Raw genomic sequence first — 25234 nt, 5'->3', positions numbered from 1 at the left:
CAGCTCCTAACTCATCGTCGGAATGACGAAGCTGGCACCTTCACGAACGGTGTCTGAAAGCCATCTGCTCGTCACGGTCTTGGTCTTCGTGTAGAAGCGGAAGGCATCGGTGCCGTGCTGATTCAGATCGCCGAATCCCGACTTCTTCCATCCACCGAAGCTGAAGTAGGCGATCGGCACCGGGATCGGCACGTTGACCCCGACCATGCCGACGTTGACTCGCGCGGTGAAGTCACGCGCGGCGTCTCCGTCTCGCGTGAAGATTGCGACGCCGTTGCCGAACTCGTGATCGGATGCCATTGCCAGCGCCTGCTCGTAGTCATCAGCACGTGCGATCACGAGCACCGGCCCGAAGACCTCTTCGCGGTAGATCGCCATGTCGGTCGTGACGTGATCGAACAGGGTCGGGCCGAGGTAGAAGCCCTCTTCGTAGCCGGGCACGGTGAAGCCGCGACCGTCAGCCAGCAGTGTCGCGCCCTCGTCGATGCCCTGCTGAATGTATCCCTCAACGCGTTCGACGGCCGAGCGGGCAACGAGCGGACCATAGTCGACGCCCTCCGCGAGCGAGGGTCCGACCTTCAACTCCGCCACGCGTCCGGCGAGCTTCGCCGCCAGCGCGTCGGCAGTCTCTTGCCCCACCGGGACCGCGACGGAGATCGCCATGCAGCGCTCCCCCGCAGAGCCGTACCCAGCGCCAATGAGCGCGTCGGCAACCTGGTCGAGGTCAGCATCCGGCATCACGACCATGTGGTTCTTCGCGCCGCCGAAGCACTGTGCACGCTTGCCATGCGCGGCAGCAGTCGAGTAAATGTACTCCGCAATCGGAGTCGAACCGACGAATCCCACCGCCTGGATGCGCGGATCGGTGAGCAGAGTGTCGACGGCTTCTTTGTCGCCATGGACGACGTTGAAAACGCCAGCCGGCAGTCCGGCTTCAAGGAAGAGCTCGGCGAGCCGCACCGGCACGGAGGGGTCGCGTTCGCTCGGCTTGAGGATGAATGAGTTGCCCGCGGCGAGCGCTGGGCCTGCCTTCCACAGCGGGATCATCGCCGGGAAGTTGAACGGAGTGATCCCGGCGACCACGCCAAGAGGCTGGCGCATTGAATAGACATCGATGCCAGCCCCGGCACCTGTCGAGTACTCCCCCTTGAGTAGATGCGGGGCGCCCGCGGAGAACTCGATGACTTCCAGACCGCGTTGGATGTCGCCCTTCGCGTCGTCAATGGTCTTGCCGTGCTCGCTGGAGAGTAGGCGAGCCAGCGAATCCATGTCACGGTGCACGAGATCGAGGAAGCGCAGCAGCACGCGCGCACGCTTCTGCGGATTGGTCGAAGCCCAGGCTGGCTGCGCGGCCTCGGCGTTGTCGATCGCGCGACGAACCTCGTCGGCAGAGGCGAGTGGCACGCGCGCCTGCACCGTGCCGGAGCTTGGATCGTACACGTCACTGAAGCGTCCGGCATCCGGGGTGAGGAGCGATCCGCCTACGAAATGGGGGATAGTGCGAGTCATTATGCGATGTCCCTTCGTGCCGTCGTTGGCACGATGACCAGATTACTCTGGCATCCTGAGATTTACTAGGGCATCCATGTATTTCCATCGCACCGCGGTCTCGCGGATGATCGCGTCAGTGCGGTTCGCACCCGCGCGCGCCGCGAGCCGCATCTCAGAGGTAGTCGTCGGGATGAAGCTGCCGCACGCCACGCGAGTGCACGATGAACTGCGCGCGCAGCGGCACCTCGAGCTTCTGCGCCACCTCGGCCATCGCCTGTGCCCAGGCTCGATCATCCGGAAAGACTGCACTTGTCCCCTGCCTCTCCCACGCGAGCACGACACTGGTATTGCCCGTCATCTGGCGTAGCGCGTCCGCGCGATGCATGAGCACGTGCGCTTCGGACACTTCGCCGAGATCATCGAGCATCACCACGTTGTTCGGCTCTTCGGGATAGTCGGCGATCGGCATGAGCAGGTCACCGAGGCATCCGCGTTGATCCATGAACATCAGCCACATCTGCCGCCTGTTCGCGCGCTGCAGAAGCACCTCCAGCACGTCACGCAGGTCATCGTCGCGGTCAAGAACTCGACTCTTCAGGGAGTTGGTCGTATTAGTCATGCCCCGATGATGACCGAATCGCGTGATGCCCGCTCCCGAGATTCCGGGGGCTGTGGATAAGTCGGAGCAAACTCCCGATCTGTGCAGAATCAGACGCACCCGCCTGTTCTGCCCTCGTTCACCATCCGGCCACCTTCGACACGTACAACTACTTGTGCGCGGGAGAATCTCAGACCGGATCGGGTAACTCAGACTCCTCCTGCGCCACGGTGAGCTCAGCTCCCGGATGAGAAGATCCCCGCCGAATCGGGTCGGCGGGGATCTTTCCTTTTGCGCAGCGCAGAAGTTCAACAGGCGCAAATGGCTGTATCCGGCGGTCAGATGCAGCCATTTGCGCTTGTCGAACGGCGCTCAGGCCGCGGCGCGCGACTCAGTACGCGATCACCGGCAGCGGGATCCGCGTGTGGGACGGCTGCAAGAGCCCGACCCCCTCGAACTGCAGGGTGAGCAAGTGCAGACCGCGGGCGATCTTCGGTAACTCCACCGAGACCTTCCCGTCCGCATCCGCCGTCAGCTCGACCGTCGCGACAGCCTTGCCCCTGTCACTGAGAGTGACCGTGCCGACCGGCACGCTGCCATCCGCGGCGGTCACTGCGGCGTTCACCGTGTACGTCGATCCAGACTTCACGAGAACCTTCTGGGACAACAGGCGGATCTTCGTATCCACCGGCTGAGCCTGATCATCCACGAGCACGGCCACCGAACGGGCGGGCACGGTGACAGTGCCGGTCGCGGCATCCCAGGTCGTCGTCTTCACAACGGCATCCGCTCCGTTCGCCTGGGCGGCGGTCAGCGCGAAGTCGCGACCGGCGAGCGAGTCGACGGTCTGCGTCACAGCATCCGGCGACGAGTTGAACACAACGAGCGCGCCCGCCAGAGCCGGGTCGACATCGGTGCCGACCAGGTCATCGATGAGCATCACGATGACGCCGGGGGTGGCCTCTGCCCCACTGTTCGGGAACGACAGTTTCTGCTCGATGAGCTCTGCCGAACCCAGCTGCAGGAGGTCGACCTCGCCACGCACTCGGAGCAAGTCGAGCGATGCGGCCTCGGCCGCCTGGATGTCGGCGGCGCCGGGCTTGAGCGCAGCATCCGACAGGAGTGGTGCCATGATCGGCCACTTCTCCTGATTGTCTGCCGCCATCGGAAGCCCGGAGCCGAAGGTCGATTCCTGGCCGGTCCAGTCGATGCGATTGAACCAGTCACCGGAGTCGTAGCTGTTCCGATCCAACGACTTCGAGCGCAGCAGTTCGGTGCCCGCATGCCAGAACGACGGCGACTGCGACAGTGTGACGGTCGCGAGCGACAACGTGTTCATGCGCACCCGGTCGGCCATGGCCGTATCTACCGGGAGCTTCAGCACCGACAGGTCGTAGAGCGTCTCGTTGTCGTGCGCGTCAACGTAATTGATCACGTCGCCCGGCTCATCGGCATAGCCGGCCTGAGACCCGCGGTAGTCAATGTCGGAGCCAGCGGTCACCTGCCCGTCACTCGTCGTGAACGCGAAGTTCCGCAGGTTGCCCGCCAGCCCAAGCTTCACGAGGTCCGTCTCATGGCCCAAGTCGGCGATCGCCTGCTCAGTCGTGCCGTTGATCGCATCGCCGTTCGGGTCGGTGCCGAGGCCCGTGCCGTAACCCTGCCGGAACGTGGACGAGGAGTCCACCGGGCTCCCTCCGTGCACGGCGTCGCGCAGCCGGTCATTGAAGGTGCCGATGCCGGTACCGCCGAGCTGTCCTTGGACGGCCTGTTCGAAGAGGGCATTACCTGCCACCTCGCCGAAATTCCAGCCCTCGCCGTACAGGTAGATCGCCTTGCCGTCGACGCCGTCCTTCTTGGGGGTCAGCTCGTCCAGCGCGTCGCGAATCGCCTGCATGTTGGTCGTGGAGTGGTGACCCATCAGGTCGAATCGGAACCCGTCGACCTTGTAGTCGCGCGCCCAGGTCACGATCGAATCGACCATCAGCTTCTGTGCGACGAGATGCTCGGTGGCCACATTCTGGCAGCAGGTGGAAGTCTCCACGCCGCCCGCCGCATTCAAGCGATGGAAGTAGCCGGGCACGACCTGGTCGAGCACCGATGTGTCGGCCTGACCAGACGACGCAGTGTGGTTGAACACCTGATCGAGCACGACCTGCAGACCCATCTCGTGCAGCGACCCGACCATGGTACGGAACTCGCCCACTCGCGCCCCACCATCGGCATCGACGGCGTAGGAGCCCTCAGGTGCCGAGTAGTGGTACGGGTCGTAGCCCCAGTTGAAGCCGTCCTCGCCGGCCACCGCCTGGATGCACGCCTGCTGCGCCTCGTCCGCTGGGCCGTAGGAGGCCAGGTCACAGTCAGGTACTGCCTGGACTGCTCGATCCTCCTCGATCGTGGCGATGTCGAAGGACGGCAGCAGGTGCACGGTGTTGATGCCGGCATCCGCGAGTTCTCGCAGCTGATCCGTGCCGGCACTGTCTTCGGCGAACGCGAGATAAGTGCCACGCTTCTCCTCTGGCACCGTCTCGTCTGTGATCGAGAAGTCACGGATGTGCAGCTCGTAGATCGCGCGGTCGACGGCGCGTTCCACTTCGGGAGCCTCAGCCTTCTGCCATGTCTTCGGCCGCCAGGTCTTGTCGTCGAGATCGACGGCGACCGAGCGTTCGGAGTTCAGGGTGAGTGCCACCGAGTACGGGTCGGTCACGGCGTTCGTCTCGATCTTCCCTGTACTCGGCGCGTAGACCGCGACCTCCCAGAGGAACTCATCGTTCTTGAGGTCCTTGTTTCCCTTCACCGCCCAGACCCCGGATGCCGCATCCCACGCCGCTTCGTGGCGCACTGGGTCCGAATCGTCGCCGGCGTTCCAGGTGAGCAGGGTGGCACTCTGCGCCGTCGGTGCCCACAGACGGAAGGCCGGCTTCTTCCCGTCGAAACTCACACCGAGCTCGACCTGATCGACAGCGGACGCGTACAGGTCATCGAGGATGCCGGGAATCTGCACTCCCGTGTACGCCGTCAGTGCGCCGTCGACGCCGACCTGCGCGACCGCGAGTTGCGTGCGCAGGAGTGCTGCAGCATCCACATCGGAGATCTTCAGCGCGAGGTAGCCAGTCAGCGCAGGGAACCGTGCAATCTGATCCTCGGTCAGGGTGCCGGAGGCAGTCAGTTCGATCGGCTCCGCACCGGTTACCGCGCCGTCCTCGACAGCCAGCGACGCATCGGACGCCGAGTACAGCCGGTATCCGGCATCCGCGGTGGCACCGAGCGTCGCAGGCCATGCGATCGTCTGCGCGTCGATCCAGTGCGCGCGCAGCTCACCGGTACCCGGCAGCGGTGCGTCATCACTGATCACCTCGAGTAGGTGGGTTTCGAGCGTGTATCGGAACGTGGTGACCTTGCCGTCGCTCGCGCTGAACGAGATGTTCGCACCGTCGCGGACGCCGTCTGCGCCGTAGTTCTCATCCCAGCTCAGGCCGTGTGCAACCTTCAGCTCATAGGCACCGGTCGGAAGATCCGACGTCGAGAACTCGTAGATGCCGTCTCCATCGCCGTCGGCCATGAGCGTGCCGAGACAGTCCGGTGCCCAATCTGCGGCGCACCCGAGCTCACTCTGGAGAGAGCCGGCCAAGGTCACGATGGGGCCTTGGGCGGTGGACTGCGTGATGTTCGTCCGCGGGTCGAAGTAGAAGCTGATCGGTCCGCCCGCGTGCGAGATCGCGATGTTTGAGCCGTCGGCGACGCCGTTCGCGCCGTAGTTGATGCTCCAACTGCCGTTGATCGCCGCCTTGTACTCGTAGTCGCCGGCCGGCAGGTCGAACGTGCCCGTCCAGACGCCGTCGGCACCAAGGGTCAGCTTCGCCTTCTCGCAGGCCGGGTCCCAGTCGGACGCGCACCCCATCTCGGAGTTCAGGCTGCCCGCCACGACGACCGACTCGAACTCGGTCTCTGGCTCCTCGCCAGGAGTGAGCGTCACGGCGTTTCCGACGGACGCGTAGGTGGATGCTGCGGCGTGGTGGCCTGCGGCATCCGTCGTCACGGCGCGGTACTCGACCAGCGTGCCCGCGGCCAGCCCGTCGAGGTCATGGAAGACGCGCGGAGCGGTGTCTTCGGCAGTGCCGAGCGCGTGCCACTCGTCGGATCCGACGACTCGCCAGGCGAAGCTCGTCTGCAGCCATTGATCGGCAGTCTCGGCCTGAACGGCCGCCTGACCTGTGACGCCAGCGCCCGCAGCAGGAACGGCAAGGGTCAGCGGGGCCGCCGCCTCGGGGGCGGTGACGGTGGCATCCGCCTTCCACACGATTGCAGAGAGTGCGGGGACCGTAATCGTCGCAGCTGCTCCCTGATCGGTGGTGAAGCTGCCGGCGTCCCCGTAGAGCGGCGTGAATCCGGCATCCGCCGTCAGCGTGTTGAGGTCGACCGTCTGGGCAGTCGCGTCATTGTTCAGGGCGACCAGGTACTCGACCTTCTCGTCGGCGTCGACGCGCGAGAAGGCGTAGATGCCAGCTCCGGATGCCGCGTACCGCTCGATCTGTGCGCCGTCGGCGAGTGCGGGGTGTGTGCTGCGCAGCTCGGAGAGCGCCGCGATGTGCGCGTACAGCGGCGCCTCGGTGTCGTATCGATCGACCGACCCGGCAACCTCACCGGTGACGAGGTTCTGGTTCGCGTACTCGTCGACCTCGGTGGCGAACAGGCTCTGGCGGGCGTCCTTGTCACCGCCGGGGCCGGCGAATCCCTGCTCGTCGCCGTAGTAGACGACGGGCTGGCCTCGGCTGAGGAACAGCAATTCGTGGGCGAGCTCGTCGCGCTCCAACGGGGCATCCGCGTTCTGCAGGAACGATCCGACCCGACCCATGTCGTGATTGCCGAGGAAGGTCGGCAGAGCCGTCGATGACGAATCGGAGGTCGTGTAGTAGTCGTCGCCGGCGAACAGCGACTGCAGTCCCTTGGCGGAGTTGCCGGAGGCGAAGCTCACGCCCGCGGACTGGAAGGTGAAGTCCAGCACCGAGTTCATGTCGGTGTCGCGCACGTACGGGGAGAGCTTGACCGGGTCGGCGTCGTAGACCTCGCCGAACATGAAGAACTCGTCGTTTCCCTGCGCGTGGGCGTAGTCGAGCACCGCGGTTGACCACTGCTCCCAGAATTCGAAGTTCACGTGCTTGACCGTGTCGATGCGGAAGCCGTCGATGCCGAGGTCGACCCAGTCCTCGTACACCTCGACGAAGCCGTTCACGACCGTCGGATGCTCGGTCATCAGGTCATCCAGGCCGTCGAAGTCACCATGGGTGACCGATTCCCCTGACCAGGTCGAGTTTCCACGGTTGTGGTACAGCGTCGGGTCGTTCAGCCAGGCGGGAACCTTGATGTCCTCGGTCACCACTGGGGTGTAGGGAAAACTCGTCGCTGGGTCGAGGTCAGGGAAGTCGCCTGTATCGGCGCTGTCCGCCGGGTCGAAGGCCGTGCCGGAGGCATCCGTGTAAGGCGAGGTCGCCTGGTCGATGTAGCCATAGGAGGCTTCGGCGTAGTCGATGACGTCAGCGGTGTGGTTCGTGATGATGTCGAAGTAGACCTTGATGCCGCGCGCATGCGCATCGGCGATGAGCGCTTCGAGCTCGGCGTTGGTGCCGAGGTGCGGGTCGATCTGAGTGAAGTCGGTGATCCAGTAGCCGTGATAGCCGGCGGATGCGTTCTCGCCCACACCCTGGACCGGCTTGTTGGCGAAGCTCGGGGTCAGCCAGAGCGCCGTGGTGCCAAGGCCTTCGATGTAGTCCAGATTGTCGTGCAGACCTGCGATGTCGCCGCCCTGGTAAAAGCCCTTATTGGTGGGGTCGTAACCGGTCGTGAGGCGGTCGCCCTCGAGGCCACCGGTGTCGTTCGTGGTGTCGCCGTTGGCGAACCGGTCGGTCATCACGAAGTAGAACTGCTCACCGGCACCGGCCTGGCGCACCGGGTCCGAGATCAGGGCGCCGTCGTCGGCCGTGTAGCTGCCGCGGAGATTTTCAACCTCGACGCCGACCCGCTTGAGGGCATCGTCGAATGTGAACCGAAGGGTCGCAGGGCCTGCGACGGTCAGCGGGATGTTGGTGTCTGTGCCGTCAAGCCCGTAGGCCTCGTCCCAGCCGTCATCGAGCGCGACCTTGTACTCGTAGCTGCCCGCCGGGACGTCAAACGTGGCGCTGTAGATCCCTTCGGCAGCGGTGGCCGCGAGTTCGGTCTCGGCACAGTCGGGCGCCCAGTCGGCCGCGCAGCCGAGTTCGGACTGCAAATCGCCGACCAGGGCGACGGTGCGATCGGCGGCGGATGCCGGGGCAATGCCGAATGCGGCGAAGCCAGAGGCCACCAGCATCACAGTGGCAAACAGCGCGGTACGGCGTGGGGCGGTCTTCTTCGACACGAGGTCTCCCTGGAGGGGTGGGGAATGGCACGACTATGTGCCCGGGAGTGAAGCTAGCAGGATTCATCGTGCGACTGCAAGCGCTTACAGGTTTTGCATCCCCGTTGGGCAAGTAGCAAACGCGAAACACAGCCGACGTACACTCGGATTCGCCACAAGCAGCTTTCCTTCCCGAGGGGCCCACCATGTCCAGCGAACCCATCACCGTTTCGATCCGCCGAGAGGTCGATCCCGCACGTATCTCCGAGGCGACGACCTGGGTGCAGACCGGGGTAAACCTTGCCCACAAGTACCCCGGATTCCTGGGTTCAGGTTGGGTGCGCGCTGGCGATGATTCCCAGGTCTGGCATATGCTCTACCGCTTCGCGAGCACCGAGACGCTCGAAGCGTGGGAGAACTCGTCCGAGCGCGGCTGGTGGCTGTCGATGGGTCAGGGCTTCGTCCGAAGCGAGCGTTCAAGACGTCGCACCGGAATCGAGGGATGGTTCGACGAGCCGGCGACCGGTTCGATCAGCCTGCCGGATGCCGTAGCGCTCGAGGATGCGCCAGCTGCCCCTCCGCGGTGGAAGCAGGCCGTGACGATCTGGCTCGGATTCTTCCCCGTCAATCTGCTCTTCAGCCTTGCGATGACACCGGTTCCCGGTTGGGGTGAACTCCCCCTCTGGCTGCGCGTGCTCGCAACGACGCTCGTGCTGACGCCGATCATGACCTACTGGGTGCTCCCCTGGGTCACGAGGCTGCTGCGCCGCTGGCTGGCGCGCTGACCGCCTGCCGCAGCGACGATTCGACGATCGAGACGGTGGATGCCGGCGCCCCCGGCCTGCGCACGAGGAAGAGCGTGTTGATCGGAGGATCATCCGTTGCGAATAGTTCCACGAGCCGGCCATCCGCGAGCTCGGAGCGGATCAGGTAATTCGGCAGCACCGTGATACCCGCGCCCGCCACCGCCGCGGCCGCAAGGGCTCGGAGATCGGGGACCGTGAGCCCCGGCTCGCGCTCCAGACGCACTCCGAACACATGCCGCCAGTACCGGCGCAGGATCGGCACGTCATGCGCGTAGGCGAGCAGGGGCTGCTCCGCCAGCGCCTGCTCACCGCGCGCGGCCACATCCGCCACGTCGACGCCGAGCGATGGGGCTGCGACCAGCACGAACTCCTCGTCGACGAGCCCGGTGTGCGCCAGTACCCGTCCCCGCGGGCGAACCGCCGAGACAACGAGGTCGAGACGCCCTGCGCGCAGATCATCGAGCAGGCCGTCGGCGAGCCCCGTGGTCACCTGTACCCGGAGTCCACCCGCGATCGCGGGTGCGAGCGCCGGCATCATGACGGATGCCGTGAAATCCGATGCCGCCCCGAGTCTGACCACCGGCTCCTGTGCGTTGGGAGCCGAGCCGTCGAGGGCCTGCGCCAGCTGATCGAAGGGCGCGGCCAGCCGAGATGCGAGCTCATCTGCCCCGGGTGTCGGCAGCATCCCGCGCGCTGTCCGGGTGAACAGCGGTTCCCCGACCGTGCGCTCCAGCGCCTGCAACTGCGCCGTCAATGTCGATTGCGCGACGCCGATGACTCTGGCCGCGGCAGACACCGATCCCGCTCGATGTACGGCGAGGAACGCCCGCCACAGCGCCAGATCTTCCAAGCCATCTGAATACCGATTTCTCATATCGAAAATCTATCGGAATGACGATAGTTTAAGCTCGGTTCTCCTCAGTGTCACCAGCCCGCGGCATCTGCCGTCTGAATCAAGGAGAACCATGTCAACCGTCCTCTTCGTCGTCACCGGAGCCCGCACCTGGACCCTGACGGACGGCACCGAGCACCCCACCGGCTACTGGGCCGAAGAGCTGCTCGCCCCGTATCGACTCCTCACTGAAGCCGGCCACGACGTCGTCTTCGCCACACCTGGCGGCGTTGTCCCCGTCGCGGATGCTGGCAGCCTGCAAGACGGAGACGCCGATGCGATCGCCGCAATTGACGATCTCGCCACGCCTCTCGACCTCGCATCCGTCGACCCTGCGGCATACGAGGCGGTGTACTACCCCGGCGGGCACGGCCCGATGCAGGACCTCGCCGTCGACGAGACATCCGGCGCCCTCATCACGGCGACGCTCGCCGCTGGGCGTCCACTCGCTGCCGTCTGCCACGGTCTCGCCGCGCTCCTGCCTGCACGTGATGCAGACGGCACGCCGATCGTCGCAGGCCACCGCATCACCGCGTTCACGGATGAGGAGGAGCGCCTCGGCGGGCTCGCCGATCGTGCGCCGTTCTTGCTCGAGTCGAAGCTGCGCGAACAGGGCGCGTCCCTCGATATCGCCGCACCATGGAGTGACCACACGGTCATCGACGGATTGCTGATCACCGGGCAGAACCCGCAGTCGTCCGCATCCGTAGCGCAGGCCCTTATCGCGGCTCTCGCCTGATCGACGTCCTGTGTCGCTCCTTGTTGTCGCTCAGCCGCGATGACGAAGGAGCGCCGCACCGTGCGGCGGGAGCGTGAGCCGGAGCGCGGCACTGCCCGGCGCGACGCCGCGGGCGGCGACGCTCTGCGCATGCACCGGATCGAGCAGGATCGCGGCACCGCTCCACAGCTCGGTCGCCTCCCCAACGTGGCCGAATCCGAGGTTGCCTGCGTCGAGCACGGCATCCATCGGATCGTCACCGAGGTTGAACGCCGCCGCGTACTGCTCGCCATCGACACCGTCAGCCGCCCACAGCACGAGTGCACCCTCGCGGAACACCTCACGGGCCCGTCGCGAATCACGCAGCACCGCCAGCGCATCCGCGTTCTGGAACAGGGCGATGGTGGCAGGGTCAGAGGAGGGCAGGTCGCCGCCGATCATGAGCGGTGAACGCGCGATGATCCACAGCGTCAGCAGTGCCACCCGCTCGTCCGGCGTCAGCCGATCGTCGCGCGGCTCGCCTCGTTCGGCGCGGATGCCGATGCGCCCGAGCGGCAGCATGTCTCCGTCCGGCCAACCAGCGTCGCCCGCAAACGGTGCCCAGCGCGCGAAGCGAGCGAAGTTCGCCTCCACGTCGCGCCAATTGTCCCAAAGGTCGTCGCAGATGCGCCACATGTCCGCATGAGCGCGAAGATGGTCCAGTCGCTCCAGCGACAGATCACGGCCGGGCGAAAGGCTCAGTACGATGTCACGCCCTGACCGCTGGATCGCCGCGGCATAGGCCTCGACATCTGCGGCCTGGTATGGCCACAGCATGTCGTCGGATTTGATGAAGTCCACGCCCCAACCGGCGTAGAGCGCGAGCGTGGAGTCGTAGTACGCCTGCGCGGCCGGATGCGTGTGATCGAGTCCGACCATATCGGGGTTCCACTCGCACGCGTTCGTCGGGTCGGCGACGTCGGCGGCACCGGCATCCGCTTCGAGGATCGGCAGGTTCTGCGCGACCGCACGCCGCGGGATACCGCGCATCGTGTGAATGCCGAAGCGGAGGCCCAACTCGTGCACCCGCGCAGCGAGCGGCCCGAAGCCGGCCCCGTCTACCGAGGTCGGGAAGCGCTGCGGATCAGGGATCAGTCGGCCGTACTCGTCGAGGTGTAGCGGGGCGTCAGCGTTGTAGCCGTGCGAGCGGGCGGTGGGGTCGGCCCAGTCGATGTCGACGACGATCGTGTCCCAACCGTAGGGCAGCAGGTGCTCGGCCATGAACTCGGCGTTGGCGAGCACCTCTGCCTCGGTCACAGTCGTGCCGTAGCAGTCCCAGCTGTTCCACCCCATCGGCGGGGTCAGGGCTGTCATACGGCCTGAAACCGCCAGGATGCCGACGACTGTGCGCCTGGCTCAAGAACGATCAGATCCACGCCGGAGTTGAACGCGTCCGGAGGGCATGTCATCGGCTCGACGGCAAGGCCGATCCGATGGGTGGCCGGGTCCGGAGTATCTGCGGTGTGCACCTGCACCCACGGGCAGTTCTCGTCCCATCTCAGCGCGACACCGTGACCGTCCGCAGCCACGACGCGTACCTCCGCGATGCCGTCGGTGCGATCGAGTTCGGTGAACGCGTGGTCGATGAAGACGTCGCCGATCGTGCGCGCCTTACGGAAGTCCCATTCCGGATGCTGCTCGACAGGCTCCACCGCGACCGGGCTCAGCCGATCGGGGGTGACCGTGAGCACCTCGGATGCCGGAAGCGTGAGCGTCCAGTCGTCGACGCGCCCGTCACCTCCGACGAGATACGGATGCGGCCCGGTGCCCCAGGGCGCAGCATCCGCCCCGAGGTTGCGCGCCGTCACCGTCTGCGTGAGACCGTCCACGCCAAGTCGGAACTCGACCTCGACCTCGACGCGGAAGGGGTAGCCGAGCTGTGGTTCGATGACCGCGACCAGCACGACGCGGTCGCTCTCGACGAGACGGTCAGCGAACTCCGTCCACGCCAGAAGACCGTGCAGCGCATGCCCGCGCGCAGGCTCGGTGAGTGGCAGCTGATATTCGGCATCCGCGAAGGAATACTGCCCGTCGACGATGCGGTTCGGCCACGGCGCAAGAGTCGCGCCGCGGTAGGCGGGGCGGACCTCGTCAGCGGCGAATGGTACGACGAGGTGGCGGCCCTCATGCCGCAGAGTCCGCAGCGAGGCGCCGACACTGGCGATATCGACCTCGTACCCGTGCGCCGCGAGACGCAGCTGCCGGCCCGAGCGCTCTTCGACAGAAACCGACACCATTACAGCCCCTGCGCGAGACGGTAGTAGGCCTGGTTCCAGCGGACCTGCTTCTGGAACTCCGGCAGCGTGGTGTCGTCGTCGATCACGAGCAGCTCAACCTCGGCCATCTCGGCGAAGTCGCGGAAGGCCTCCAAGCCCACGGCCGTCGACATGACGGTGTGGTGTGCGGCCCCAGCGGTCAGCCAGGCTGCGGCGCTGGTGTTGAAGTCAGGCTGCGGCTTCCAGACGGCACGACCCACCGGCAAGTTGGGCAGCGAGGCGCGCGGCGCGACGTTCTCCACCACGTTGGCGGTGAGGCGGAAGCGGTCGCGCATGTCACTCATGGCGACGACGATCGCAGGTCCCGCGTCAGCGGTGAAGACCAGGCGCACCGGGTCATCCTTGCCGCCGATGCCGAGCGGGTGGATCTCCAGCGTGGGCTTCGCTGTGGTCAGCGACGGCGATACCTCGAGCATGTGCGCGCCGAGGATAAGTTCGTCGCCGGGTGTCATGTCGTAGGTGTAATCCTCCATGAGGCTCGCACCACCCGGAAGGCCAGCGCCCATCACGTTCGCGATACGCACGAGGACGGCGGTCTTCCAGTCGCCCTCTGCGCCGAAGCCATAGCCCTCGGCCATCAGCCGCTGCACGGCGAGACCCGGCAGCTGCTTCAGGGATCCGAGATCTTCAAACGACGTCGTGAACGCACCGAAGCCGCCCTCTTCGAGGAACGACCGCAGTCCGATCTCGATCGCCGCCCCGTCGCGCAGCGACTGGTGACGCTCGGCGCCCTTTCGGAGTTCAGGAACGACCTCGTAGAGCTCTTCGTACTCGGCGACGAGCGCGTCGATCTCTGCATCGGTGGCTGCATCCACAGCCTCTGCCAGCTCGTTCACGCCCCAGGTGTTCACCTGCACACCGAAGCGCAGCTCGGCCTCGGTCTTGTCGCCCTCGGTGACGGCGACGAAGCGCATGTTGTCACCGAAACGAGCCAGCTTCAGCGAACGGGATGCCGCGAATCCGGCCGCTGCGCGCTGCCATGTGCCGAGCTCCTGCTGCACGCGCGGATCGCTGGCATGGCCAACGATCGTCTTGCGCGGCACGCCGAGACGGGTCTGGATGTAACCGAACTCACGGTCGCCGTGCGCCGCCTGATTGAGGTTCATGAAGTCGAAGTCGATGTCTGCCCACGGCAGTTCGACGTTCGCCTGCGTGTGCAGATGCGCGAGCGGCTTCTTCAATGCATCCAGGCCAGCGATCCACATCTTCGCGGGGCTGAAGGTGTGCATCCAGGCGACGAGTCCGATGACCCGGTCGTCAGCGTTGGCCTCGAGCGCGGTGCGGCGAATCGCGTCACTGTCGGTGAGGACGGGCTTCCACACGATCCTCACGGGAACGTCGTCCGCGGTGTCGAGCAGACGAGCAATCTCCTGCGACTGCGCGGCGACCTGGGCGAGAGTCTCCGGCCCGTACAGGTGCTGGCTGCCGGTGAGGAACCAGACCTCGAAGCCGTCGAGTGTTGTGTTGAGCGTTGCCATGGTGTTCCTTTCACTAGCTCGCGAGACTTCGCGTGTGTCACGTTTTCGGCCCGAAAAGGTGACGTACGTGAAGTTTCGCGAGCTGGGACGGGGTTAGAGCGAGTTGACGGCGGCGGACTCGATGGCGAGGCCGGCGCGGTAGCGATCGAGGTAGGTGGCGAAACCCTGGACATCAGCCGGGTTCGGATCGACGGTCGAGATGGATGCCGTGGCGAACACCTGCTCGTCGAGGTAGGTACCGAGATCTGAAGATTCGGCGTGCGAGAGGTATGAGGCCAGCACGGCGATACCCCAGGCGCCGCCCTCAGCCGCGAGTTCTCCGACAGCAACCGGTGCTCCGAGCGCACCGGCGAGGAAGCGTTGGGCGACACCCGCCGTTCGGAACATCCCGCCGTGCGCGAACATCCGATCAAGCCCCACACCCTCTGCCTCAAGCACCTTCATGCCGAGCGCGAGCGTGCCGAACACGCCGTAGAGCTGCGCACGCATGAAGTTCGCCAGAGTGAAGGCGCTGTCCGGGGTACGCACGAACAGCGGACGTCCCTCGGTGAGACCAGCGATCGGCTCACCCGCGAGGTGGTTGTAGGCGAGAAGCCCGCCGGCATCCGCTTCGCCTTCCAGCGCTTCACGGAAGAGCGCTTCGAAGACGACATCGCTGTCGAGCGGCTGACCGGCGGCCGCTGAGAACTGGGAGAAGAGCCCCACCCATGCGGCTAGCTCGCTGGCTCCGTTGTTGCAGTGCACCATCGCGACGCCGTCTCCGGCCGGTGTGGTGACGAGGTCGAGTTCGTGGTGCACCTCATCCAGCGGATGCTCCAGCACCACCATCGCGAAGATGCTCGTGCCCGCTGAGACGTTGCCGGTGCGCGGAGCGACCGAGTTCGTCGCGACCATGCCAGTGCCGGCGTCGCCCTCTGGGGGGCAAAGCGGGATGCCCTGATCCAGAATTCCACGACCCAGCACTCCAGTCGGATCCAGCAGGGCTGCTCCCTCGGCGGTGAGCGATCCACCTGATGCACCGGCGGGAAGCACCAGCGGAAGCAGATCCGTCACCGGTGCAGGAAGACGGTCGGCTGCCAGCGCGCTGTAAGCGTCCAGCATCCGCGCGTCGTAGTCACAGGTGGCGGAGTCGATCGGGAACATGCCGGAGGCATCTCCCACACCGAGCACCTTTTCGCCGGTGAGACGCCAGTGCACGTAACCGGCAAGCGTCGTGACGAAGTCGAGGTTCGGCACATGCGGTTCGGCGTCGACGACGGCCTGGTGCAGGTGCGCGATCGACCAGCGCAGCGGAATGTTGACACCCAGCAGTTCGGTGAGCTCCACAGCCGCGACACCGGTGTTGGTGTTGCGCCAGGTGCGGAACGGCACGAGCAGTTCCCCTTGCTGGTTGAAGCCGAGGTAGCCGTGCATCATCGCCGAGATCCCGATGGCGCCGAAGGTCTCAGGGCGGATGCCATGACGCTTCTCGGCATCGTTGATGAGTTCCGCATACGCGGCCTGCAGCCCCTGCCAGACCTCGTCGATCCCGTAGGTCCAGAGGCCGTCTTCGAGGCTGTTCTCCCAGGAGAATGAGCCGGTGGCGAAAACCTCGGTGGCATCCGGACCGATCAGGCAGGCCTTGATGCGGGTGGAGCCGAGCTCGATGCCGAGACTTGTGCGGCCTGCGGCGATGTCAGCTGCGGCGCTCGCGCCCTGTCCAAGAGTCATCGGCGGGCATCCGAGTTCTGGCCGTACACGTTCTGGTATCGGTTGAAGAGGGCGTCGATCGCCTCTTGCGGAATCGGAATCACCGGGCCGGCCTCACGCGCGTAGTGCACCGTGCGGGCGACGTCTTCGACCATGACCGCTGCCTTCACGGCATCCTTCGCATCGACGCCGATCGTGAAGGGTCCGTGATTCTGCATGAGAACCGCGCGCGAACGGTGACCTGTCAGGGTCTCTACGACGCCGCGGCCGATGGAATCATCTCCGATGATCGCGAACGGGCCGACCGGGATGGGGCCGCCGAACTCGTCAGCCATCGCGGTGATGACGCACGGGATCTCCTCGCCGCGCGCAGCCCATGCGACCGCGAACGTGGAGTGCGTGTGCACGACACCGCCGACGCCTGGCATGTTCCGGTACACGTAGGCGTGAGCCGCCGTGTCGCTCGACGGGGACCGATCGCTGCCGGGCGTGCCTGGGATGACGTTGCCGTCGAGGTCGCACAGGATCATGTTCTCTGGAGTCAGGTCGTCGTAAGAAACACCGGACGGCTTGATCACGAGCAGGTCGGCGCCCCCGTCTTCTGAAAGGCGCACGCGGCCAGAGACATTGCCGCCGGTCCAGACGACGAGTCCATTGCGGACCAGTTCGCCGTGCAAACGTGCGACGTCGGCGCGGACGGCTGCGATGGATGCTTCGGCCTCTCGGCTGAAGTTGGACGAGGTCATCTACTACTCCTTCTTGCGGGTGACAGCGCGCTGCAGCAGCACGAAGATCAGCAGGATTCCACCGGTGATGATTGTCGTCATCTCTGGCGGAATCTTGCCATCACGAGTGATGAGCACGTTCATGAGTCCGAGCACGAGGGCTCCGACCACGGAACCGAGTACGTAGCCGTACGCACCGGTGAGTACGGTGCCGCCGATCACTGCCGCAGCGATCGCGTCGAGCTCCCACCCTACGCCGGTGATGTTCTGGGCTGTGCCCAAGCGCGAGGTGTAGAGCACAGCCGCAATGCCCGCGAGCGTGCCACTGATGACGTAGACGAGGACCTTGGTGCGTTGCACCGACAACCCCATCAGCGAGGCGGAGCTTTCGGACCCGCCGATCGCGTACACCGTCCGACCGGTGCGAGTGCGGTGCAGGACGAAAAAGGCCGCAAGCACGACAACGATCGCGATGAACACCGCAGGGGTAATCACCAGATCGTTGACCTTCGGACCATCGATGATCTTCATCTGCGAGCCGATCCAGCGCAGCGGCGAGTCCTCGCCGAGGCGCTCCGGCACCGTGCTCAGCAGCGACGCGAGGCCGCGGCCGAGGAACATCATCGCCAGTGTGGCGATGAAGGGTTGCACGTTGAAGTAGCGGATCAGGATGCCGGACACGAGGCCGAACAGAGCACCAGAGCCGATCATGACGATGAGCACAGCGATCGGGTGCCAGCCCGCGTTCGAGAGCATCACGCCCGCGACTGAGGAGAAGGCGATGATCGATCCGACCGAAAGGTCGATGCCGCCGGTAAGGATGACGAACGTCAGCGCCACGGCGAGCACGATGAGGTGCGTGTTATTGATCAGCAGGTTCGACAGCGTGCTGGCTTGCACGATGCGGCCGTACGCGATCTCGCCGTAAATGATCATGCCGACGAGGATGACGACGGAGGCCACGGTGGGCAGTGCTGACGGGTTCGTCGAGACGAGTCGGCGAACGCGAGACAGGATGCTCGACCCGACACCTGTGCGGGTCGGTGCTTCGATCAGCGCGGTCACGCCGTCACCTCCTCTTTCGATGCTGCGAATTTCGGTGGAATCGGGGGCAGCACCCTCCTACGCAAGACAAACCAACTGCGCACCCGCTCGGACTGCAGCAGGCACAACACGACGATCACGATCGCTTTGAAGGCGGGAGTCGCCGACGACGAGATTCCAAGGAACACCACGGTCTTGTCGAGCGTCGCGATCAGCAACGCGCCGACGAAGGCGCCACTGAGCGAGAACTTTCCGCCCGCCAACGAAGCCCCGCCGATGACGACCGCCAAGATCGCGTCGAGCTCAAGCTGGTACCCGGTGCGAGAGATATCGACCGTCATCACAGTGCCCACTGACAGGATGCCGGCGACGCCCGCAAAAACTCCGCTGAGGATATAGACGGTCAACAGCAGACCGCGCGGCTTGATCCCTGCCATCCGGCTGGCCTTCGGGTTGATGCCGATCGCCTCGATCATGAGGCCCAATGCGCTGCGGCGCACGACCGCGGCGACAACCAGCACAATGAGCACCGCAAAGAGGAATACCACGGGGATGCCGATGACGTACCCGTTCGCAATCCACCGGAAGGGCTCGTTAGAAGCCGAAGTGTTCTGGCCGCCAGTGATCACTTTGGCAATGCCGCGTCCAGCAAGCATCAGCACCAGGGTGGCGATGAACGGCTGCAGTCCGACGTAAGCAATCAGGACTCCGTTGATGGCGCCGAGAATTCCGGTGACGAGGAGGGTAAGACCGACCGCTGCGAACGCGATACCGACCGAGCTTGAGTTTCCGACCCCCTTGAGAAACTCCATCGATACGGCACCGCCGACTGCCATCAGCGAGCCGACCGAGAGGTCGATGCCAGCGGTGGCGATCACGAGCGCCATGCCCAGCGCGATCATCATGATTGGTGCTGCGGCCCTCAGAATGTCGATCAGGTTGCCGACGAGGTTGCCGTTGTTCGGGTTGATCGAGATGCCGAGGTAGGTGGGGTCTTTCAGCACGTTCAGCGCGAGCAACGCGACAAGGGCGACGATTCCCCAGAACCACGGCTTGTGGATCAGGTCCCGCCACCAACGGGTGCGGGCAGTTCCTGCGATGCTCATCGCGTCTCCTCTTCTGCTGCGATGGTCGCATCGTTGTTCGCGGAGTTCGCCGCTTCGGGCTCTCCGCCTGGAGCCTCATCAAGGGTGTCTGCAGCGTGCTCCACACCGTGAGCAGCAATGATGTCGACGACCGACTGCGCGGTGACGTCGGGGCCGTTGTGGATTTCGCCGATCTTCTGGTGGTCCTTGAGCACGACGATGCGTTCGGAGAGGCGCACGACCTCCTCCAGCTCGGAGGAGATGAACACCACCGACATGCCATCCTCGGCCAGTTGCGCAACGGCCTCTTGGATGTCTGCCTTTGCACCGACGTCGATACCTCGAGTCGGCTCGTCAAGGATCAGCAGCTCTGGCTTCGTGGCGAGCCATCGGCCGAGCAGCACCTTCTGCTGGTTTCCGCCGGAGAGATTCTTGATCGGGCGCTCAGGGTCTGCGGGGCGCACGTTGAGCTCGGAGATGTACTTGTCGACGATCTCGTCTTGCTCTTTCCTTGGGATGGGACGCGCCCAACCGCGCTCTGCCTGCAATGCGAGGATGATGTTCTCGCGGACGGAGAGGTCGGCGATGATGCCCTCATCACGGCGGTTCTCGGTCGAGAAAGCGATGCGCTTGGCAAGTGCATCCGAGGGCGACTTTATGTCGCTCTTGCGTCCGTTGAGTTCGATGGTGCCCGTATCGGCGCGATCCGCGCCGTAGAGCAGACGACCAAGCTCGGTGCGGCCAGAGCCGAGCAGGCCGGCGAAGCCGACCACCTCACCGCGGTGAATGTCGAGATCGGTAGGCTCGACGGAGCCGCGGCGCCCGAGACCCTTCGCCGAGATGACGAGCTCTTCGCCGGCCTGGCGTTCCTCAGTGCGTCGGTTTCCGCCGAGGGCCGAAAGCGCATCTAGGTCCTTGCCGATCATCTTCGAAATAAGGTCGTGGCGGCCGAGGTCGCGGGTGAGGTATTCACCGACATACTGGCCGTTGCGCAGAACCGTGAGACGGTCGCTGATCGTGTAGATCTGGTCGAGAAAGTGCGAGACGAACAGGATGGCTACACCCTGGTCGCGGAGCGTGCGCATCACCCGGAACAGGCCCTCAACCTCTGCGGCATCGAGGCTGGAAGTCGGTTCGTCGAGGATGAGTACCTTCGCCTTGATGGCCATCGCTCGGCTGATTGCGACGAGTTGCTGCATTGCAATGGACAGGCTCGAAAGCGGCCTGTGCGTGTCGAGGTAATCGAGGCCGAGCCTAGCAAGTGCCTCAGTCGCGGCCTTGTGGGTTGCTCGCCAGTTGATACCGAGGGGCCCGCGCACTTCGTGGCCGAGCATGACGTTCTCTCCGATGGAGAGATTGGTGACCAGGTTGATCTCCTGGTAGACGGTGGAGATACCGGAGGCTTGAGCGTCACCTGGGCCCTTGAAACTACGTTCCTGACCGTTGACGACGATCACTCCGGAATCGATTCCGTAGACACCCGTGAGCGCCTTGATGAGGGTCGACTTGCCGGCGCCGTTCTCGCCCATCAGGGCGTGCACCTCACCCTGGAAGAGACGGAAATTCACGCCGTCGAGCGCCTTCACACCCGGGAACTCGATCGAGATCTCGCGCATCTCGACGATGGGCAGTTCTTCGGACATCTCTGCCTCTCCGTTCTGCGGGGGACCACCCCGCGCTCAGCGGTGCGGGGCACGAGGCCCCGCACCGCTTGTGCTCACCGGAGGTCACGCCTCCGGGTAGTTCGTTCAGTACTTACGGTCCGCAAGCACTGCCTGGGCAGCTTCGGCCGAGTCAAACGCCTCACTCGGAACGATGATGTACGAGTCGACCGACTCGCCGGCAAGTGCCTTCTCAACGACGTCGAGTGCTGTCTCGCCGAACAGCGGGTTGTACTCGTGCACGTAGCTGAGCTGTCCGTCGGCGAGCGCCTGGATGGCGTTCTTCGTGCCGTCGATCGTGGCGATCTTCACGTCGGTGCCGACGGCCAGTCCGGCCTCTTCGACAGCCTGAGCGGCTCCGAGGCCCATCTCGTCGTTCTGCGCGAAGATGAACTGGATGTCGTTGTTGTTCGACTTCAGCAGCGTCTCGGTGACGCTCTTGCCCTCTTCGGTCGACCAGTTTGCCGTCTGCGCTGCGACCTTGACCAGCGACGAGTCCGCGAGGCCCTCGTCGAAGCCCTTATTGCGCTCGTTGACGACGCCTACGCCGGCGGGGCCCTCGAGGACGATGTAGTTGCCGCCGTCCGGGAACTCAGCCGCAGCCCACGTACCGACCTCCTTGGCGACCTCGACGTTGTCCGGGGCGATACGCGTGACGTAGAGGCTGTCGTCGTCAGGCTCAATACCGCGGTCGAGCAGGACGACCGGAATCTCGGCCTCCTGCGCGCGCTTGAGCGAGTCTTCCCAGCCGGTGGCCTCGGTAGCCGACAGCAGGATGACGTCCACACCCTCATCGACGAACGACGTGAAGTTGTCGATCTGCGACTTCTGGTCGAGGTTCGCCGCGGGAGCGTACTTCAGGTCGAAGCCGGCATCCTCGGTGAACGTGTCCTGGATGTTCTGTTCGTTAGCCTCACGCCAGCCGCCCTCGGGGCCCACTGCCACGAAACCAACCGTGATCACGTCGGCCGTGCCGCCACCGTCACCGGCACCGGAATCGGCGTTGTCGGTGCTGGCGCTGCAGCCGGTCAGGCCCAGCGCGAGCGCGCCTGCGCTCACCAGGCCGATGATGCCGAGCAGTCGCTTGGAATTAGCCATGTCATCTCCTCTTTGAGTCCTCAGGCGCATCGCCGTCGGGTATGTGTTTGTCCGCCGTGGACACTGTGCATTTAGATTGTGCGCGCTAACAATTGGGAATGCAAGTCGCACCTAACCCCGTTATGACCTCGTTATCGCGACCGTGCAGGTGCCGTCGAAGAGCGTACGACGAGCGTCGGCTTGATCAGCGCCCGCTCCTCGCCTTCGTCGCCCGCGATGGCGGCGAGCAACTCCCGGATCACGAGTCGCCCGAGTTCAACGAAATCCTGCCGAACGGTGGTCAGCGGAGGCAGGTAGTGCCGCGCGTCGGGCACGTCGTCGAAACCAATAACACTCATGTCCTCTGGAACATGGATACCTCGCTCGGTCAGACCATGAATCACGCCGAGCGCCATCTGATCGTTCGAGACGAATACTGCCGTGGCGTCACCAAACTCATGAGTCAGTCCATAGTCGTAGCCGGAGTCAGACGACCAGTCGCCGATCACAGGCTCGCGCTCCTCGAGGCCAGCGTTCTTGAGACAGTCGCGCCACGCCTCGGCACGCGCCCGAGCGTCAAACCAGTCCGGGGGACCTGCCAGATGCAGGATCACACGATGACCGAGATCGATGAGATGGCGCACTGCCTGTTCCCCACCCGCACGCTGATCGACAGAGGCCGTGTGCATCTCGGCATCCGCTTCCTCTTTGATGACGAGGATTGGCAGACCGAGTGACTGCTGGCGCAGCAGGTCGAGCGATGATGACCGCGGTGCGATCAGACACAACGCATCCACACCCTGCGTGAGCAGGTCGATCACACCGGCGTCGACGCGGTGATGTTCGTCATCGGCAACGGAGAAGGTGCTGACCGAGTAGCCATGTTCACGCGCAGCATTTTCCAGCGCGCGCAGGGTGCTGTTGGGTCCGTACTGGCCTGGGCTGTCGACCAGGACTCCAATACGCATCGTCTTCTTGGTCGCGAGTGCGCGGGCGATCGTGCTGCGCGTATAACTCATCTCGTCGATCGCGCTCAGAACGCGCTCACGGGTGGCATCGCGGATGTTCGGGTGATCATTCAACACGCGCGACACCGTCATGTGCGACACACCCGCACGGTCTGCCACGTCGTAGATACTCGGCCGACGCGACCCACCACCTAGCGTCTTCGATTCCATCCTCAAAGACGCCCCCTCAGACTCGTGACCCGAACACTCGCAATAGTACTGGCAAGGCACGAGCTCGACTCCGACCTTCACGCCTCCGGCGCGCACGCTGTGACACCCTGGACTCATGCGCATCGCTCTCACTGGATCATCCGGCAAGCTCGGCACCGTCGTCGCCCGCGAACTACGTGCGAGTGGACATGATGTGATCGGTATGGACGTCACGGGTCAGCGTGGGCCGTCGTTCGTGCAGGTAGACCTCACCGATTACGGGCAGGTCATCGACGCTTTCAGTGGCGTCGGCGAACGAGGCGACCAGCACCACGGCTTCGATGCGATCGTTCACCTCGGCGCGATTCCCGCGCCGGGAATCCGCAGTGACGTCACGACCTTTCACAACAACATGCCCGCGACGTTCAACGTGTTCTGGGCCGCGGTCCGGCTCGGCATCCGACGCATCGTCTATGCGTCGAGCGAGACGGTACTGGGTCTGCCTTTTGATGTCTCACCGCCGTACATCCCGGTCGACGAGGAGTACCCGCCTCGCCCCGAGTCGGTCTACTCGCTCGTGAAGACGCTGGAGGAGCGGATGGCCACGGAGCTGGTGCGGTGGCATCCGGATGTCTCGATCACCGCTTTGCGATTCTCGAACGTCATGAACCCCGAGGACTATGCGGCATTCCCCGACTTCGATGACGACGCGCTGCTGCGCAAGTGGAACCTCTGGGGCTACATCGACGCGCGTGACGGCGCTCAGGCCGTGGAGCGTGCACTGGAGGCGGCCGTACCAGGCTTCGACCAGTTCATCATCGCCGCCGCTGACACGGTGATGTCGCGCCCGAATGCGGAACTGATCGCCGAGGTCTTCCCTGACGTCCCTCTCACCCGCGACGTGACTGCGAACGAGACGCTGCTGTCGATCGAGAAGGCGCGGCGCGTGCTCGGCTTCGAGCCGCGCCATTCCTGGCGCGACCAGGTGTAGCGCAGCGTCGACTACATCGTGGTATCCGCGATCCGCCCGACTAAACTGACCGGATGACAGCGACGCTGCCGCCACGCGCGACGATGAAGGATGTCGCCGCTCTCGCAGGGGTGTCTCCCAAGACGGTGTCCAACGTCGTCACGGGCACTGTCGCCGTTCGCGAGGAGACCAGGGCGAAGGTCGAGGCAGCCATGCTGCAGCTCGACTTCGTCCCGAACCTCAGCGCCCGCGGTCTGCGGAAGGGGCGCTCCGGAATCATCGCGCTCGCGCTCCCCGACCTCGCCACCGCGTACTCGGCCGAGTTGCTGCACCGGATCGTCGCCGCCGCGCATGAGCGCGGACTCGCCGTACTGATCGAGGAGACCGCCGCCGAGCCTGAACGCGAGAAGGAACTCCTCTCACGAGCACGCTCGCACCTCATCGACGGACTTATCCTGAACCCGATCCGCCTCGAGGACAGCGTCATCCGCTATGCGGACCGCCTGCCGCCCCTCGTCGTGATCGGCGAGGTCGAGCAGAACCGCGCCGACCACGTGCGCATCGACAGCCGCCTCGCGGCGGCCGATGCCACCCGGCACGTGCTGTCGCGCGGTGCGAAGAGGATCGCAGTGATCGGCGCGGACGACGACGCATCTATCGCGACCGCCACCAGCAGGCTTCGCCTCGAAGGTGTCCACGATGCGTTGCGCGAAGCCGGCATCCCGCGGGATCCGCGCCTAGAAGTGAACCGACTGCCGTGGTCGATGGCATCCGGCGCCGACGCCGCGCGGAGCCTGCTCGCCCGGGATATCCCCTTCGACGCCGTCGTGGCGCTTACTGACTCCCTCGCGCTCGGCGTGCTGCACACTCTGCACGATCATGGAATCCGCGTCCCGGACGACGTGATCGTCACCGGATTCGACGACGTCGAGTTCTCGGAGTTCACCTCACCCTCGCTGACAACCGTCGCGTTCGACCGCCGCGAGTTCGCCGAGGCCGCACTGGGTCTGCTCGAATCTCGGATGGACGATCGCACCGCTCCCGCGCGCTCGCTCACCCTCTCGCACCGGCTCCTTGAACGAGCGAGCACAGCGCGAACGCCCTCCGGTTACCGCCCCTGAGATGGGTAGTAGCGGATTGCGGGCTTTCGCTTGCGTC

Annotated in this window: 18 protein-coding genes; 4 read left to right on the top strand and 14 right to left on the bottom strand. The window is 65.0% G+C overall.

Annotated features, from left to right (window positions below; translation table 11 throughout):
• Positions 1-6: 6 nt before the first annotated feature.
• The 3 genes from AC1C2O_RS15240 to pulA form a co-directional block, all read right to left on the bottom strand.
• Positions 7-1509, bottom strand: a complete 1503-nt coding sequence (locus AC1C2O_RS15240) for a CoA-acylating methylmalonate-semialdehyde dehydrogenase (protein WP_495431287.1) — start codon at positions 1507-1509, stop codon at positions 7-9.
• A 154-nt stretch (positions 1510-1663) separates the two neighbouring features.
• Positions 1664-2110 carry a hypothetical protein gene (locus AC1C2O_RS15235; protein WP_495431286.1) on the bottom strand — a complete coding sequence of 149 codons (447 nt, stop codon included), beginning with the start codon at positions 2108-2110 and terminating at the stop codon, positions 1664-1666.
• A gap of 370 nt (positions 2111-2480) precedes the next feature.
• A complete protein-coding gene (pulA, locus tag AC1C2O_RS15230; RefSeq protein WP_495431750.1) occupies positions 2481-8432 on the bottom strand; it encodes a pullulanase-type alpha-1,6-glucosidase in 5952 nt (1983 codons plus the stop codon).
• 233 nt (positions 8433-8665) lie between these two features.
• On the opposite strand from pulA, the gene AC1C2O_RS15225 reads away from it, so the two are divergent.
• On the top strand, positions 8666-9244 hold the full coding sequence (locus tag AC1C2O_RS15225; RefSeq protein WP_495431285.1) for an antibiotic biosynthesis monooxygenase: 579 nt from the start codon (positions 8666-8668) through the stop codon (positions 9242-9244).
• Here AC1C2O_RS15225 and AC1C2O_RS15220 read toward each other — a convergent pair.
• Positions 9210-10139, bottom strand: coding sequence for a LysR family transcriptional regulator (locus AC1C2O_RS15220; protein ID WP_495431284.1), 930 nt, complete (start codon positions 10137-10139; stop codon positions 9210-9212). The genes AC1C2O_RS15225 and AC1C2O_RS15220 overlap by 35 nt on opposite strands.
• 91 nt (positions 10140-10230) lie before the next feature.
• On the opposite strand from AC1C2O_RS15220, the gene AC1C2O_RS15215 reads away from it, so the two are divergent.
• Positions 10231-10896, top strand: a complete 666-nt coding sequence (locus AC1C2O_RS15215) for a type 1 glutamine amidotransferase domain-containing protein (RefSeq protein ID WP_495431283.1) — start codon at positions 10231-10233, stop codon at positions 10894-10896.
• A 30-nt stretch (positions 10897-10926) separates the two neighbouring features.
• Here AC1C2O_RS15215 and AC1C2O_RS15210 read toward each other — a convergent pair whose 3' ends face one another.
• The 10 genes from AC1C2O_RS15210 to AC1C2O_RS15165 form a co-directional block, all read right to left on the bottom strand.
• The gene (locus AC1C2O_RS15210; protein ID WP_495431282.1) at positions 10927-12228 is read right to left on the bottom strand and encodes a glycoside hydrolase family 27 protein; all 1302 of its coding nucleotides are present in this window, start codon (positions 12226-12228) and stop codon (positions 10927-10929) included.
• Positions 12225-13151: an aldose 1-epimerase family protein gene (locus tag AC1C2O_RS15205; RefSeq protein WP_495431281.1), complete on the bottom strand. Its 927-nt coding sequence runs from the start codon at positions 13149-13151 to the stop codon at positions 12225-12227. The genes AC1C2O_RS15210 and AC1C2O_RS15205 overlap by 4 nt, the downstream gene beginning before the upstream one ends.
• Positions 13151-14668 (bottom strand): L-arabinose isomerase, encoded by a 1518-nt coding sequence (gene araA / locus AC1C2O_RS15200; RefSeq protein WP_495431280.1) that lies wholly within the window; start codon positions 14666-14668, stop codon positions 13151-13153. Before araA ends, AC1C2O_RS15205 begins: the two co-directional genes overlap by 1 nt.
• A 93-nt stretch (positions 14669-14761) precedes the next feature.
• Positions 14762-16378 (bottom strand): xylulokinase, encoded by a 1617-nt coding sequence (locus tag AC1C2O_RS15195; RefSeq protein WP_495431279.1) that lies wholly within the window; start codon positions 16376-16378, stop codon positions 14762-14764.
• Positions 16375-17103, bottom strand: coding sequence for an L-ribulose-5-phosphate 4-epimerase (locus tag AC1C2O_RS15190; protein WP_495431278.1), 729 nt, complete (start codon positions 17101-17103; stop codon positions 16375-16377). Before AC1C2O_RS15190 ends, AC1C2O_RS15195 begins: the two co-directional genes overlap by 4 nt.
• A 3-nt stretch (positions 17104-17106) precedes the next feature.
• On the bottom strand, positions 17107-18147 hold the full coding sequence (locus AC1C2O_RS15185) for an ABC transporter permease (protein WP_495431277.1): 1041 nt from the start codon (positions 18145-18147) through the stop codon (positions 17107-17109).
• A complete protein-coding gene (locus tag AC1C2O_RS15180) occupies positions 18144-19232 on the bottom strand; it encodes an ABC transporter permease (RefSeq protein ID WP_495431276.1) in 1089 nt (362 codons plus the stop codon). The genes AC1C2O_RS15185 and AC1C2O_RS15180 overlap by 4 nt, the downstream gene beginning before the upstream one ends.
• On the bottom strand, positions 19229-20854 hold the full coding sequence (locus tag AC1C2O_RS15175; RefSeq protein WP_495431275.1) for a sugar ABC transporter ATP-binding protein: 1626 nt from the start codon (positions 20852-20854) through the stop codon (positions 19229-19231). The genes AC1C2O_RS15180 and AC1C2O_RS15175 overlap by 4 nt, the downstream gene beginning before the upstream one ends.
• Positions 20855-20959: 105 nt before the next feature.
• Positions 20960-21970 (bottom strand): ABC transporter substrate-binding protein, encoded by a 1011-nt coding sequence (locus tag AC1C2O_RS15170; RefSeq protein WP_495431274.1) that lies wholly within the window; start codon positions 21968-21970, stop codon positions 20960-20962.
• A 131-nt stretch (positions 21971-22101) separates the two neighbouring features.
• Positions 22102-23076, bottom strand: a complete 975-nt coding sequence (locus AC1C2O_RS15165) for a LacI family DNA-binding transcriptional regulator (RefSeq protein ID WP_495431273.1) — start codon at positions 23074-23076, stop codon at positions 22102-22104.
• A gap of 166 nt (positions 23077-23242) precedes the next feature.
• On the opposite strand from AC1C2O_RS15165, the gene AC1C2O_RS15160 reads away from it, so the two are divergent.
• Positions 23243-24097 (top strand): NAD-dependent epimerase/dehydratase family protein, encoded by an 855-nt coding sequence (locus AC1C2O_RS15160; RefSeq protein ID WP_495431272.1) that lies wholly within the window; start codon positions 23243-23245, stop codon positions 24095-24097.
• 53 nt (positions 24098-24150) lie between these two features.
• Positions 24151-25197, top strand: a complete 1047-nt coding sequence (locus AC1C2O_RS15155; protein ID WP_495431271.1) for a LacI family DNA-binding transcriptional regulator — start codon at positions 24151-24153, stop codon at positions 25195-25197.
• Positions 25198-25234 lie beyond the last annotated feature (37 nt).

The sequence above is a fragment of the Microbacterium sp. Y355 genome (genome assembly GCF_059445345.1).
The sequence above is the reverse complement of the archived record's forward strand: the minus strand, read 5'-3'. Positions and strand labels throughout refer to the sequence as shown.

What these genes read in the sequence shown, in the direction of transcription:
- AC1C2O_RS15215 (WP_495431283.1), top strand. Translation starts at nt 10,231, where the DNA reads ATGTCAACCGTCCTCTTCGTCGTCACCGGAGCCCGCACCTGGACCCTG.
- AC1C2O_RS15155 (WP_495431271.1), top strand. Translation starts at nt 24,151, where the DNA reads ATGACAGCGACGCTGCCGCCACGCGCGACGATGAAGGATGTCGCCGCT.
- AC1C2O_RS15190 (WP_495431278.1), bottom strand. Translation starts at nt 17,103, where the DNA reads ATGACCTCGTCCAACTTCAGCCGAGAGGCCGAAGCATCCATCGCAGCC.
- araA (WP_495431280.1), bottom strand. Translation starts at nt 14,668, where the DNA reads ATGGCAACGCTCAACACAACACTCGACGGCTTCGAGGTCTGGTTCCTC.
- AC1C2O_RS15195 (WP_495431279.1), bottom strand. Translation starts at nt 16,378, where the DNA reads ATGACTCTTGGACAGGGCGCGAGCGCCGCAGCTGACATCGCCGCAGGC.
- pulA (WP_495431750.1), bottom strand. Translation starts at nt 8,432, where the DNA reads ATGCTGGTGGCCTCTGGCTTCGCCGCATTCGGCATTGCCCCGGCATCC.
- AC1C2O_RS15175 (WP_495431275.1), bottom strand. Translation starts at nt 20,854, where the DNA reads ATGTCCGAAGAACTGCCCATCGTCGAGATGCGCGAGATCTCGATCGAG.
- AC1C2O_RS15235 (WP_495431286.1), bottom strand. Translation starts at nt 2,110, where the DNA reads ATGACTAATACGACCAACTCCCTGAAGAGTCGAGTTCTTGACCGCGAC.
- AC1C2O_RS15160 (WP_495431272.1), top strand. Translation starts at nt 23,243, where the DNA reads ATGCGCATCGCTCTCACTGGATCATCCGGCAAGCTCGGCACCGTCGTC.
- AC1C2O_RS15205 (WP_495431281.1), bottom strand. Translation starts at nt 13,151, where the DNA reads ATGGTGTCGGTTTCTGTCGAAGAGCGCTCGGGCCGGCAGCTGCGTCTC.
- AC1C2O_RS15240 (WP_495431287.1), bottom strand. Translation starts at nt 1,509, where the DNA reads ATGACTCGCACTATCCCCCATTTCGTAGGCGGATCGCTCCTCACCCCG.
- AC1C2O_RS15180 (WP_495431276.1), bottom strand. Translation starts at nt 19,232, where the DNA reads ATGAGCATCGCAGGAACTGCCCGCACCCGTTGGTGGCGGGACCTGATC.
- AC1C2O_RS15170 (WP_495431274.1), bottom strand. Translation starts at nt 21,970, where the DNA reads ATGGCTAATTCCAAGCGACTGCTCGGCATCATCGGCCTGGTGAGCGCA.
- AC1C2O_RS15210 (WP_495431282.1), bottom strand. Translation starts at nt 12,228, where the DNA reads ATGACAGCCCTGACCCCGCCGATGGGGTGGAACAGCTGGGACTGCTAC.
- AC1C2O_RS15225 (WP_495431285.1), top strand. Translation starts at nt 8,666, where the DNA reads ATGTCCAGCGAACCCATCACCGTTTCGATCCGCCGAGAGGTCGATCCC.
- AC1C2O_RS15220 (WP_495431284.1), bottom strand. Translation starts at nt 10,139, where the DNA reads ATGAGAAATCGGTATTCAGATGGCTTGGAAGATCTGGCGCTGTGGCGG.